13 protein-coding genes, 2 tRNA genes and 1 rRNA gene are annotated in these 12,045 nt (G+C 66.2%); 7 read left to right on the forward strand and 9 right to left on the reverse strand.

The window, feature by feature from the left end; genetic code table 11:
- Positions 1 to 13: 13 nt before the first annotated feature.
- Together rrf and ACSC1Y_RS09760 are read left to right on the forward strand one after the other, a co-directional pair.
- Positions 14 to 136, forward strand: a 5S ribosomal RNA gene (gene rrf / locus ACSC1Y_RS09755).
- Between the two features lie 141 nt (positions 137 to 277).
- A tRNA-Cys gene (locus ACSC1Y_RS09760) sits at positions 278 to 353 on the forward strand.
- A gap of 34 nt (positions 354 to 387) precedes the next feature.
- Here ACSC1Y_RS09760 and ACSC1Y_RS09765 read toward each other — a convergent pair.
- Entirely contained in the window at positions 388 to 1,434 is a 1,047-nt protein-coding gene (locus ACSC1Y_RS09765) for an enolase-like domain-containing protein (protein ID WP_435334657.1), read from the reverse strand.
- Positions 1,435 to 1,560: 126 nt separating this feature from the next.
- Here ACSC1Y_RS09765 and ACSC1Y_RS09770 point away from each other — a divergent pair, with 126 nt between their 5' ends.
- Positions 1,561 to 2,421 carry a DUF8231 family protein gene (locus ACSC1Y_RS09770; RefSeq protein ID WP_435334658.1) on the forward strand — a complete coding sequence of 287 codons (861 nt, stop codon included), beginning with the start codon at positions 1,561 to 1,563 and terminating at the stop codon, positions 2,419 to 2,421.
- 249 nt (positions 2,422 to 2,670) lie between these two features.
- On the opposite strand, the gene ACSC1Y_RS09775 is transcribed toward ACSC1Y_RS09770, so the two are convergent.
- A tRNA-Lys gene (locus ACSC1Y_RS09775) sits at positions 2,671 to 2,744 on the reverse strand.
- A 94-nt stretch (positions 2,745 to 2,838) separates the two neighbouring features.
- Here ACSC1Y_RS09775 and ACSC1Y_RS09780 point away from each other — a divergent pair.
- Positions 2,839 to 4,119, forward strand: a complete 1,281-nt coding sequence (locus tag ACSC1Y_RS09780; RefSeq protein ID WP_435334659.1) for an ArgE/DapE family deacylase — start codon at positions 2,839 to 2,841, stop codon at positions 4,117 to 4,119.
- A 10-nt stretch (positions 4,120 to 4,129) separates the two neighbouring features.
- Here the strand turns inward: ACSC1Y_RS09780 and ACSC1Y_RS09785 are convergent, their stop codons facing one another.
- Both ACSC1Y_RS09785 and ACSC1Y_RS09790 read right to left on the reverse strand, forming a co-directional pair.
- Positions 4,130 to 4,786: a DUF7119 family protein gene (locus ACSC1Y_RS09785; protein ID WP_435334660.1), complete on the reverse strand. Its 657-nt coding sequence runs from the start codon at positions 4,784 to 4,786 to the stop codon at positions 4,130 to 4,132.
- Between the two features lie 56 nt (positions 4,787 to 4,842).
- The gene (locus tag ACSC1Y_RS09790) at positions 4,843 to 5,007 is read right to left on the reverse strand and encodes a DUF8595 family protein (protein ID WP_435334661.1); all 165 of its coding nucleotides are present in this window, start codon (positions 5,005 to 5,007) and stop codon (positions 4,843 to 4,845) included.
- A gap of 297 nt (positions 5,008 to 5,304) precedes the next feature.
- On the opposite strand from ACSC1Y_RS09790, the gene ACSC1Y_RS09795 reads away from it, so the two are divergent.
- Positions 5,305 to 5,628, forward strand: coding sequence for a DUF8134 family protein (locus ACSC1Y_RS09795; RefSeq protein WP_435334662.1), 324 nt, complete (start codon positions 5,305 to 5,307; stop codon positions 5,626 to 5,628).
- Positions 5,629 to 5,694: 66 nt separating this feature from the next.
- Entirely contained in the window at positions 5,695 to 7,476 is a 1,782-nt protein-coding gene (locus ACSC1Y_RS09800; protein WP_435334663.1) for a nitrite/sulfite reductase, read from the forward strand.
- Between the two features lie 33 nt (positions 7,477 to 7,509).
- Here ACSC1Y_RS09800 and ACSC1Y_RS09805 read toward each other — a convergent pair whose 3' ends face one another.
- Positions 7,510 to 8,496 carry a sodium:calcium antiporter gene (locus ACSC1Y_RS09805; protein ID WP_435334664.1) on the reverse strand — a complete coding sequence of 329 codons (987 nt, stop codon included), beginning with the start codon at positions 8,494 to 8,496 and terminating at the stop codon, positions 7,510 to 7,512.
- Between the two features lie 140 nt (positions 8,497 to 8,636).
- On the opposite strand from ACSC1Y_RS09805, the gene ACSC1Y_RS09810 reads away from it, so the two are divergent.
- Complete coding sequence (locus ACSC1Y_RS09810) at positions 8,637 to 8,909, forward strand: DUF6360 family protein (protein WP_435334665.1); 273 nt, start codon at positions 8,637 to 8,639, stop codon at positions 8,907 to 8,909.
- Positions 8,910 to 8,952: 43 nt separating this feature from the next.
- On the opposite strand, the gene ACSC1Y_RS09815 is transcribed toward ACSC1Y_RS09810, so the two are convergent.
- The 4 genes from ACSC1Y_RS09815 to ACSC1Y_RS09830 all read right to left on the reverse strand — a co-directional run bounded on the left by ACSC1Y_RS09815 (position 8,953) and on the right by ACSC1Y_RS09830 (position 11,878).
- A complete protein-coding gene (locus ACSC1Y_RS09815) occupies positions 8,953 to 9,399 on the reverse strand; it encodes a VOC family protein (RefSeq protein WP_435334666.1) in 447 nt (148 codons plus the stop codon).
- 46 nt (positions 9,400 to 9,445) lie between these two features.
- On the reverse strand, positions 9,446 to 9,670 hold the full coding sequence (locus tag ACSC1Y_RS09820) for a DUF8106 domain-containing protein (RefSeq protein WP_435334667.1): 225 nt from the start codon (positions 9,668 to 9,670) through the stop codon (positions 9,446 to 9,448).
- Between the two features lie 100 nt (positions 9,671 to 9,770).
- Positions 9,771 to 10,616, reverse strand: coding sequence for a ZIP family metal transporter (locus tag ACSC1Y_RS09825; protein WP_435335157.1), 846 nt, complete (start codon positions 10,614 to 10,616; stop codon positions 9,771 to 9,773).
- Positions 10,617 to 11,023: 407 nt separating this feature from the next.
- On the reverse strand, positions 11,024 to 11,878 hold the full coding sequence (locus ACSC1Y_RS09830; protein WP_435334668.1) for an aldo/keto reductase: 855 nt from the start codon (positions 11,876 to 11,878) through the stop codon (positions 11,024 to 11,026).
- Between the last annotated feature and the right edge of the window lie 167 nt (positions 11,879 to 12,045).

Below are 12,045 nucleotides of genomic sequence, written 5' to 3' on the forward strand. Positions count from 1 at the left end.
CGCGAGTCGGCGTTAGGGCGGCCATAGCGGCGAGGTTGCCACCCGTACCCATTCCGAACACGGAAGTTAAGCTCGCCAGCGTTCGAGCGAGTACTGGAGTGCGCGAGCCTCTGGGAAAATTCGTTCGCCGCCCACCATTCATACTTTCATCGAGCCGCAGAGAGTCATCGCTCTCTGTGGCTTTTCGTCGTTACAGCTCGCGAGTGGCGACGCCGTACGCACGTAACGTGTCGCGTATCGCTACGTTTAAACGCGAGAGTGCAGTACTATAGATTGCGCCAAGGTGGCAGAGTCCGGCCGAACGCAGCGGCCTGCAGAGCCGCCCATCGCCGGTTCAAATCCGGCCCTTGGCTTTCTCCGATTTTCGCACACATAGCGGCTGCACTGTCACTCCCAGTCGAGACCGAGCGGTTCTTCCGGCGGCACGAGTGGACTCGTCGCTAACCCGTCCTCGAGCGCTTCGTCGTTGTATCCACCTGGCGCGACGTCGTTCGCGGTTTCGGGGTAGAACAGGGACGCGAGGGCCTGGATGTGCTGTCTGCCGACGTCGAGTTCGAACTGGCCACCACCGTACATGGAGATGTCGTGAGCGTCGCAGTACTCGATGGTCTCGAACAGCGACTCGACGGTGCCGAACCGGGAGGGTTTGATGTTGAGCCAGCTGGGTTCGAAGGGAAGTGCTTCGACGCTCTCGACTCCCGTGATGGGATAGTCCCAGCTGACGCGGTGTTCATGGCCGTCGAAGAGTGAACGCGTCTCGTCGGTGAAGGCAGGATCTTCGACGACGGCATCCGGGAACGCGTCGATGACGCGGCGGTAGAGTTGGGGGTCCGGTGTCTGATCGACTTCGGTTCCCTCGTAGAGGCCCTTGAGGTCGAGCACGCGGACGGTATCGGTCGACGCGAGGCGCGCACAGAGTTCCTCGTCCCAGTCGGAGGTGGGGTCGAGTTTGAACTCTGCGTCCGGGAAGACGCGCTGGATCGCATCGATCCGGTCGAACGACGGTGGTTCACCGAGGCGCGTGCTGACGATGAACCGGACCGGGTCGTACGTTCGGTCGAGTGCAGCCGCCAGCGAGGTTCCGGCCTGTTTCAGTGCGAGATCGAGTCCAGCGCTCTCGACGGCCCACCGGCGATAGTGCCGTGCGGTCTCTCGTTCGGGGGGCTGTGGAAAGAGTGAGACGTCGTCGAGGCTGTCGGAGAACCGGTCGAACGTGTACGCGCCCGCGAGTGACGGTGCGCCCGCCTCGAGGAAGGCATCGTGGTCGGGCGTATCGTAGGTCACGTCCTCACCTCGTCCGACGATGCCGTCACCGTGGAGCTCGACGACGGTGCTGACCCTGGTGAAGCCGCTGGACGTCTCGCGCTCGTGACGGGTGAGTCGGCAGTCGTCGACGTGCAGGTCGAGGTCGGCGACGGCATCGTACAGAGACATACCATCCCGTTGGGTGGAGACACACAAGACTGCACCGCCGCTGCAGACTGCGAGCGGCAGCAAGCGCCCGTGGTCCGCCGTTTCCAGTTAGTAACCGTTATACCCCGGGCGTACTTCGCCTCGATTATGCAACGACGAGCAGCAGCGGCGTATGCCGCTATCTTCCTCGTGCTCATCGGCGGGGCGTTCGTGGTGATGGAGACCGCCGAAGCCCCGAAGGTCGGTATCGAGAACCCTGACCAGACGCTCCAGAAGGGCACGGAGTTCACGGTCGACGGGCGCACGTACAACACGACGGAGATCTCGGCGACCGAGTCTTCAGGTGGTGGCGGGCACGGTGGCGGTGGCGGCGGTGTCACGTACACGGCCAAGCTCATCTGGGTGAACGACTCGGCGCAGTTCTCAGAGACGTGGACCAACAACTCGACGGTCACCTACCAGAACAAGACCTACCGGGCGTTCATCGCGAACACCTCCTCGCCGAGCGAGGTGACGCTCCGCTGGGAACCCTCGGACGCGTACTCGCCGAAGTGGGTCGACGGCAAGCAGTACATCGACAGTGAGCCGAACACGAGCGACCGTCAGGCGGTCACGGTCGAGGAGTTCGTTGCGAGTTCGAACAACTCCTCCATCCAGACGCAGACGCTCACGCTGTCGAACCAGATGCAGTTCAAGGGCAACCAGAGTACGGTGAACGCCACGAACGAGTCGGTGAAGTTCACCTGGACTGCGCCCAAGGAGAACGAGGTCACCTTCGGCCAGAACGCCAACGTGACCCTCAACGGCGTCAAGTACGCCGCGCACTTCCCGAACGGCGAGACCGTTCACCTGGCCAAGGGCGAAGAGGGACAGAAGGCGCTCCACCACGCGGTCGAGAAGGAACACCGGTTCCACGCGCGTGAGAACGGGCTGTGGGGAGTCATCATCACTGCAGGTGTCGCCCTGACGCTGCTGGTGTCGATGGCGTTCCTGCCCCGGAAGTCGTAAGCTGCTTTCTCGTCGTCTTTCGTCTCGTCTCGTCGGTCGATGAGCCGTCGAGTTCTGTTCGCGATTCGGTCACCAGTTCTCGTTCCTCGCAGTGGCCTCTCCGCTCATCACATCCGTTCCTCGCAGGAGTGGGCCGGGAGGGGCTTGAACCACGGTCGCTCCGTTCGCTGACGCTTACGCCGCTCCCTGGTTCAAGCCCCTCCCGTCGTCCGATACTCACGGCTCGCGAAGTTGCTCGCCGTGAGAATACGGGCCGGGAGGGACTTGAACCCCCGACCGTCTGGTTAAAAGCCAGACGCTCTGCCGAACTGAGCTACCGGCCCTTGCATTCGATAATTGACTGGGGGATGGTTAAATGAGTATCGTTCCGAACGGAATGTCGAGGAGTCTTTACCGGCTGACGGCGTGGCCGTAGCCATGAACGAGTTCGCCGAGACCTGGGAGGCGGAGCTTCGACGCTTCCTCGAGGAACTGTTGCGATTCGACACGACGAGTGGCGCCGAGGCGGAGGCACAGAACTGGATGCGCGAACGGTTCGAGTCGTTCGGGTTCGAGACCTACGAGTGGGAGGCCGACCCCGAGGAACTGGCCGGGCATCCGTCGTTCCCGGACGACCCGGCCGTCATCGAGACGGCCGACCGACCGAGCGTCGCAGGGGTGGTCGAGGTCGGGGACGCGGACGCTGGGCCGACGCTGGTCCTGAACGGGCACGTCGACGTGGTGCCAGTGACGGAGGGTGCGTGGGACAGCGACCCCTTCGAGCCGGTGTGGGACGGTTCGCAGGTGACGGCGCGTGGTGCGGCGGACATGAAGTCGGGGCTGGCTGCCTGTGTCTTCGCGGCGCGACACGTTGCAGAACTGGCGGCGGAAGGTGAGCTCGCGTTCGACGGTCGAATCGTGGTCGAGTCGGTCGCCGGCGAGGAAGAGGGTGGCATCGGCGCGGCGGCTGCGGCGTTGTCGAACCCGTACCCCTTCGACCGTGACGCGGCCATCATCGCGGAGCCGACCGAACTGGAGGTCGTGACGGCCGTAGAGGGAAGCGTGATGAAGGAACTCCGCATCGAGGGTCGGTCGGCCCACGCGGCGACTCGCTGGCGGGGGGAGTCGGTCCTGCCGCACTTCGAGGCCATCCGACACGCCTTCGAGGAGCTGGAAGCGGAGCGAGAGGAGCGCGTCACGCACCCGTTGTACGAGCAGTTCCCGGTCAAGTGGCCGGTCTGTTTCGGGACGGTTCGGGCGGGTAACTGGGCGTCTGCGGTGCCGGACGAGCTGGTCGCACAGGTCCGCATCGGTGTGGCGCCAGGGGAGACGGTCGCCGACGTGGAAGCCGAGTTCGAGGAACGACTGGCGAGCGTCGTCGAGGAGCGGGACTGGCTTCGCGAGCACCCGCCGACCTTCGAGCGGTTCTCCATCCAGTTCGAGGCGGCGGAGGTCGACCTCGAGACGCCGGTCGTCACCGCGATGCAGGCGGCGGCGAGCGCGAACGGGTTCGACCCAGAACCGCGGGGTGCGACCTACGGGGCGGACAGTCGGCACTACGAGGCGGCGGGCATCCCGACGGTGCTGTTCGGACCGGGAAGCATCGAGCAGGCGCACTTCCCGAACGAGACGATAGACTTCGAGGAGGTCGTGGCGGCGGCTGGTGTCATCGCCGACGCTGCAGCGCGGTTCTGTCGCGGTGGGCGAGGCGCGGAGTAAGGGCGGCTTCTCAGAGGAACTCGTCGAGCGCGTCCGAGACGACCTCGTCGACGGAGCGGCTGTCGATGGCGGCGAAACGGCGGAGCTCGCGGTACTCGTCTGGCGGGAGCGTGACGGTGAGTTCGCCGAGGGTGACGTCGTGCTCGGCGAGCGCCTCTGCGGCGGGGACGCCGTCGTTGATGGCGCTCGCGATGGTACGGACCTCGCGAACGGTCAGGTCGCCGTCGAGGGCCGCCCAGGCGAGGTGGAACCGGTTCTCGCCGTCGACGCGAGCGATGTGTTTGGCCGCCGTGGGCGCGATGTGGCCCATCGCGACGTGTCTGCGGATGGAGTGCGGAAGGTCGTGGACGCGGGCCCACTTGCGGATGAAGGAGACGGTGGCGGGGCCACCGGCGCGCTCGGCGGCCGTCTTGTAGGAACCGACCCCACGGACGAGAGCTGCGCAGGCGGCTGCGCCGCGGAGCATGTACACGGTATCGGTCCCACCGACCGTGTTCTCGGCGAAGCGTCTTACCGTGTCTGCTGCCTGTTGGACGCTCTCGGGGTCGTCGGGATCGAACTCGACTGCCTCCTGCGCGTGCTCGCCTGTCACCGACGGGTCGCCCCGGATGACCGGCGCACCGACCGGGGATTCACGGCCGGCCCGGGGTGACGGGTCGTCTGTCATATGCGAGCGTTACACGGCATCAAGCAAAAGTTCCCCGCTGCTGTGTGCGGGTCGAGTCACTCCTCGTCGCGCTGGTCCGACAGGTGTTCCCAGATTTCGGTACAGCCGGCACCGACCTCGACGTCGCGGAGGTGCTCGTCGTGTCGGTGCTTCCGCGAGGTCTCACCCTCGCTCTCTGGCTGCTCTTCGTCGTCCCGTGCGTCGTGTTTTTGGCGTGTCATCGTTCGTCCTCCTGTTCGTAGAGCTCGGGAGCGACGTCAGCTGAGACGTGTTGGCGGTCGGTCGTCGACTCGTCTGTCATCACGCCTCCCTAGGAGGGCATCTGGCTTAACCCACGCTGCCGACACAATCGTATCCGGCGCTCGGTGGTACCGGATGTAGGTGCCGCTATCTAGCACGCCCTCTCCCGGTCGAAATGGGCCGCAGTCATGCGGTTCGCTCTCGAAAGCCCGTCACCGACAGCCAGCACCCTTGCGAGTGTCGAAGAAGGGAGAAGTGACGAGTTCGTACAGGGGGGTATGGCCACGCAACTGCGAGTCCTCGACGACGGGGCGTGGATAAGCGTCAACAACCGTCGGCAGGTGCCGAACAGCGATATCTGGCCGCTCGCCGTCACAGATTTCTGCGAGTGCGAGACGGCCCACGTCGTCCTCGAGGCGTTCACCGACGTCGGCGTCGACCGTGATCAGGTCGAGGTCCGAGCCGTGGGTCAGTGCATCGACTGCGGTACGGATGGATTCGTCGACTGGCTTCCGGTCGGACGGGTCAGAGACGGCGAATTCTCGCCGTTCGACCCGTCGCGCGTCCGGGCGACGCTTGAACCCGGCAAATGCTTCCGGTAGTGGGGAGTACCGGGGCTACCTGACGCGGCACGTGCGGGTATAGGACTGGACCGTCTAGACGTACCCATGCCGACCGACGTAGAGGAGTGGAAGTCCGAGGTCTACGGCACGGACATCCGCGCCCATATGGAGCGGTTCGCCGAGGAGGGCTGGGACTCGATCCCAGAAGACGAGCGCGACGCCTGGTTCGAGCGCTTCAAGTGGTACGGTCTGTACCACCAGCGAGCGGGCCAGGAGTCCTACTTCATGATGCGCATCGGGCCGCCGGCCGGCGTGCTCGAACCTGGCCAGCTCCGCAAGATCGGCGAGGTCGCGAAGGAGTACTCGCAGGGTCCCGCCGAGAATCCCGAGTTCGGGAACGGCTGGGCCGACGTGACGACGCGACAGGCCATCCAGCTCCACTGGATCAACATCGAGGACGTCCCCGCCATCTGGGACGAGCTCGAATCGGTTGGGCTCACCACGCTCCAGGCCTGCGGTGACTCGTGGCGCAACATCGTCGGCTGTCCCGTCGCCGGCAAGGACAAACACGAGCACGTCGACGCTCTGCCGACCATCCACGAGCTCAACGACCGGTTCAAAGGCAACGAAGAGCACTCGAACCTGCCCCGAAAGTGGAAGGTCTCGGTCACCGGCTGCCGCGAAGGCTGTGGCCAGGGCGACATCAACGACCTCGCGCTCGAGCCGGCGACGAAGGAGATCGACGGCGAACGCGTGAAGGGATACAACATCCGCGTCGGCGGGGGTCTCTCCCGAAACGAGCCGCGCCTGGCCCGGAGCATCGACGTGTTCGCGACGCCCGAGCGGGTCGCGGACGTCGCCGGTGGTATCTCCCTGCTGTTCCGAGAGTACGGCGACCGTGAGAACCGGTACAACGCCCGAATCAAGTTCCTCGTCGACGAGTGGGGCACCGAGAAGCTCCGCGAGACGCTTCAGGAGGAGTTCGTCGACTTCGAGCTGCACACCGCGGGTGAGGACCTCCGTTCGGAGTACACCTACAACGCCGGCTACGCGAAGGGCGGCCACCACGACCACGTCGGCATCCACGAGCAGGACGACGGCAACTACTACGTCGGTCTGAACTGTCTCGTCGGCCGCGTCGGCGCGGACGACGTCATCGCGATGGCAGATGCCGCAGACGAGTACGCCTCCGGCGAGGCGCGGCTGACCCAGCGCCAGAACATCATCCTCACGGACGTGCCCGAGGAGAACCTCGACGACCTGCTTTCTGCACCGGTCTTCGAGCACTACTCGCCGGACCCGCACCCGTTCATGCGCGGCTCCATCGCCTGTACGGGCACCGAGTTCTGTTCGCTCTCCATCGTCGAGACGAAGAACCGACAGGTCCGCTACGCTCGCTGGCTGAAGGAGAACGTCGAACTCCCCGACGGCGTCGAGGACTTCCACATCCACCTGTCGGGTTGTACGGCTTCCTGCGCCCAGCCCCAGATCGCGGACATCTCCCTGCGCGGGATGAAGACCCGGAAGGACGGCGAACCGGTCGAAGCCCTCGATATCGGTCTCGGTGGCGGCCTCGGCGAGGACCCGCACTTCGCGGAGTGGGTCACCGAGCGCGTGCCGGCCGACGAAGTTCCGGGCGCCATCGCGAACCTGCTCGCGAACTTCGAGGAGCAGCGCGACGGCGACGAGAGCTTCCGTGCCTTCGTCGCGGACCGCGACGCCGACGAACTCGCGGAACTCGTCGAACCCGAGGAGACGGACTACGAGGACCCCTTCATGCACAACACGAAGCGGACCTGGTACCCGTACGCCGAGGACGACGACATGGCGTCGAGCCCGGCTCCGGCCGCCCCGGACGGGACGCCCTACTCGCAGGCTGACGACTGACCCGCTGACCGTCTGCCGCCTTCTCCTTTCGCGTCACTGCCCGGCGAACAGCAACAGCCGTCCGCTGACGAAGACGAGGTAGGCGACCACGAGGTAGAGTCCCTCGCGCCGACCGAGGCTCCCCCCGGAGACGAACCGGAGCCAGGCGAGGATGCCGACTCCGGCGACGACCCGGACCGGCAGGTCCCAGACGACGACGGCCTCCGGAACCTGGTAGGTCGAGATGGCGCTCCCGAGGCCGATGGCGAGCAGCGGATTGACGATGTTGCTCCCGACGAGCGTCCCGATTGCGAGGTCGGGCGTCCGCCGTCGCAGGGCTTCGAGCACCGTCGAGAGCTCTGGAAGCGCGGCAGCCAGCCCGATGGTGACGAGGCCGATCATCGACCCGCCGAGCGCCAGCTGGTCGACCACGGTCTCGACGACCTCGAGGACGACGAACGCACCGACGAGGACCGCCGCGAGACCGAGGACGGTGATTCCGACGTCCCGCCAGACGTGACGACTCGCCGGTTCGGGTGGTACCGCGCTCCGTTCTCGGGTGCTAATCGCGTGATAGGTGTACGCTGCGTAGCCGACGAGTAGGATGCCGCCCTCGGCCCGTGAGAGGTGGCCGTCGAGTGCGAGGACGAGCACGAGTATGGACGCGGCGACCATCGGGAGGAGCGTCCAGCGGACGAAGCGGGCGCTCGGATGGTAGTGGCCGAAGCCCAACAGGAAGATACCGAACAACAACAGCTGTTGCGTGATGGTCGACCCCATGTTACCGCCAAGTACCGTCGCGGAGGCCACGGCCGGGTCGAGCGTCCCCGAGAGGATGCCGAACGATGCGATGACGTTCGCGCCGACCTCCGGCAGGCTGGTCCCGATGGCGACGATGGTCACACCGACCAGCGCGTCCGGCACGTCGTAGTGCTTCGCGAGCCGGATGGATGCTCCCACGGCGGTCTGTGCCCCCTTGACGAGCAGGACGAGTCCGAGGAAGCCGACGAGGAGCGTGGCGGCCGTCGTGAGAGAGACCATACGGGAGAGAGGCGACGTGTGGGTATGAGCCCTTCACCGCCGGCTCGGCCGTGGCGGTGACGGTCGGGGTCTTACCACGGAACGGCTGAAAGTCCGCGGCGAGCGGAGCGCCTTAGTCGCCTCGTCCCCTGAGACCGACCATGGCCGACCGACTGCTGAAGGTGAACGCCTACACCACGCTCGACCTCGTCGACGCCGAAGCCCGCGGGCACGGGTTCGTCCAGGATGGCTTCGCCGTCGCGAACGTGACGACCGACGACGACGGGACGGTCCTGCTCCAGACGGAACTCGATAATATGACCGAGGAGGAGCTTCCGGCGCACGTCGACGAACTCGCGCTCTCGCCTGACCAGGCGAGGACGCTGGCCGGCGCCCTGGAGACGTACGCCGAGAAGGCGGAAGCGAACGAATAGGCGGATCGCTTCTGATTCTTCGGGTCCGTCCGTCGATTCGCCATCAGACGTCCAGCGTCTCGAACGGCGTCTCCGGCGGCGGGTCGCTCGCGTTCAGTTCCCACTCGATGCCGTAGTGGTCGGTGACGAAGGCGACCGTCTCGCGCCGGTCGACCTCACAGTCGAGGGCACGAGCACGCTCGCAGAGCGGCCCGAGGTCGGACTGGTCGACGGCGACCGCGAGGTGGTCGACGGGGCCGCCGTCGGGAACGTCCGGGTCCTGTGCCAGTGCCAGCGCGACGTCGTCACGGGCGACGAAGCTCATGCCGGGTTCGACCCCGGCGTCTCTGGCTGCTGGCCAGTCGAGCTCCTCGGGAACTGCGCCGAACTCGCCGTCGAACGTCCCTTCGCGGAACAGCACCTCGGCGTCGAACAGCTCGCAGTAGAACGATTCGGCGGCCACGATGTCTGGGACCGAGAGCGCGACGTGGTGAATGCCAGCGAGTGCCACAGGTTCGAGAAGGTGGCGAGAGGAGAAGAAACCGGGGGACGTCGGCTCAGTGCGTGATGACCGGCGGGGTCTCGCCCGTGTCGTCCTCGTCGAACGACCGGCGGACCGTCACGGTCGATTCGCACTCGGGGCAGACGTAGGCCGTCCCGGACGTGCGGGATTCGCGGTCCCAGTCGCCGTCGACTGCGGCGGCGTGGCCACAGGTTGGACAGTACAGCGTCCACTTCGAGCGGCCGCGCTGGGAGCCCGAATCGGTACGGGTTCGCGTCATATCTGGTGGTCGGGGCTGGAGGACCAAAAAGATCGTCTGAGGATGTGTGGCGTAGCCACACGAGAGGGTGTCAGTGTGGCGAATCCGTTCGCTCGTCGGTTCACCCGAGAGCGACATCGAGTGAGAGCATCACCATCACGCCGACCATCGTCCCCAGCGTGGCGATTCGCTCGTGCCCCCTGGCGTGGGTCTCGGGAACGATCTCGTCGCTGATGACGAACAACATCCCACCCGCCGCGAAGCCCATCGCGTACGGGAGGATGGGTGTCGCGAGCGAGACGGCCAGTGCGCCGAACAGTGCGAGCGGAATCTCGACGAGGCCAGCGCGGATGCCGGCGAACGCGGCGTAGAACCGCTTGCCGAGCCCGGCGTTGATGGCCGCGACGGAGACCGCCAGCCCCTCGGGGATGTTCTGGATGCCGATGGCGAGCATCAGCGAGAGCGCGTTTCCGAGAGCGCTCTTCCCGTCGACGGTCGCTCCGGGGTCGATGGCCGCAGAGCCGAAGCCGACGCCGACGGCCAGCCCCTCGGGCATGTTGTGCAGCGTGATGGCGACGATGAACAGCAGGACGGAGGCGACCCGGGCGTCGTCACCTCGTCCCTCCAGCCGCTTCTTGCCGGTGATGGCGACGTGAACGTGTGGTACCCAGGCGTCGGCCCGGTCCAGCAGTGCGACGCCGAGGAAGAAGCCGACGACGACGGGCACGAGGTTCCCGCCGGCGAACTCGATGCCCGGGAGGATGAGGCTGGTGTAGCTCGCCGAGAGCATCACGCCGGCGGCGAAGCCGAGTGCGGCATCGAGCGCCCGCTCGGAGGGGTCCTTCCAGACGAAGACCAGCATCGCCCCGAACATGTTCATCCCGGCGATGACGACCCCACCGAACAGTCCCCAGAGCAGGGCGCTGTGGCCGAACCAGGCGACGAACTGGTTCTCGATTATCGCCACGACGCCGGTTGCCTGCATGGCCGGCGCTACTCTCGGGTGGGGTTTGAATGTATGGCTGGCGATGGGTGATGCAACTGACATTCGGCGATGGGGTGGATTCGACCCCTCTGGCGCGTGCTTGCGAGCAGCCCGTGCTTGAGAGCAGCCGAGCGATTGCGCGAGGCTGCGAGCGGTAGCGGCGTGAGGGGCGAGGCTGCGAGCGGTAGCGGCGTGAGGGGCGAGGCTGCGAGCGGTAGCGGCGTGAGGGGCGAGGCTGCGAGCGGTAGCGGCGTGAGGGGCGAGGCTGCGAGCGGTAGCCGCGCGAGGGGCGAGGAGCGAAGCGGAGAGCACCGAGTCGGCTGGGGAGGAGAGCGAGGCGACGGGGATGTCTCTCGTTTCTGTCGTGACTCGCGGACTGCCTCCCGTCCTCACATCGCCCCATCTAGCCGCGACACTTCCTCGTCGGACAGGTCGATAGCCGACGCCGCGACGTTGTCCTCCAGGTGGTCGAGACTCGAGGTGCCCGGAATCGGCAGCGTCACGTCCGAGGTGTGGAGCAGCCACGCGAGAGCTATCTGGTACCGGCTCGCGTCGTGGGCCTCGGCCACGGCGTCGATGTCCTCGCCGACCTCGTCCAGGTCGCCCGCGCCGAGCGGGTACCACGGGATGAAGCCGATATCGTACTCCTCGCACGCGTCGAGCACGTCCTGTTCCTCCCGGTAGGCGACGTGGTAGCGGTTCTGGACCGTGGCGACGTCGACGTGCTCGCGGGCGGTGTCGAGCTGTTCGACAGAGACGTTGCTCACGCCGAGGTGCTTCACGACGCCGTCGTCCTGCAGCTCAGCGAGCGCCTGGATGGACTCCTCGAAGTCGGTCTCCGGGTCCGGGCGGTGGTACTGGTACAGGTCGATGCAGTCGACGCCGAGGCGGTCCAGGCTGCAGAGGTGGGCGTTCCGGAGGTAGTCCGGGTCGCCCATGGGGAGCCAGTCGCCGTCGCGGTTCCGAAGGAGGCCGCCCTTCGTCGCGATGGTCAGGTCGTCGCGCCGGGTGTCGAGCGCCTCGCCGATGAGTCGCTCGGAGACGCCGGGGCCGTAGGAGTCGGCCGTGTCGATGAAGTCGACGCCGAGGTCGACCGCTGTCTGGAGCACGTCGTGGGCGTTCTCCGGGTCGTCCGGCTGGCCGATGACGTCCTCGCCCGTGATGCGCATCGCGCCGAAGCCGAGGCGGCTGACCTCGGTCTCGCCGTCGAGCGCGAACGTGTCGGACTGGTTCTGGATGGGCATGTGTGGTGTCTCGGGTGCGAGACGGAAAGGTGTCCGTGTGGGTTGCGTGTTCTGCCGGATGGCGGCCGGTTATGGCCAGCAGATGTTCATAGTCGATACCATTTATACGCGAAGGCGAGGACCAACACCCAGACGAGAGTGAGATAGAGAGGGTCGTCATATCCAGG

Source organism: Haloarchaeobius lipolyticus (assembly GCF_051208015.1).
Classification (GTDB): Archaea; Halobacteriota; Halobacteria; order Halobacteriales; family Natrialbaceae; genus Haloarchaeobius.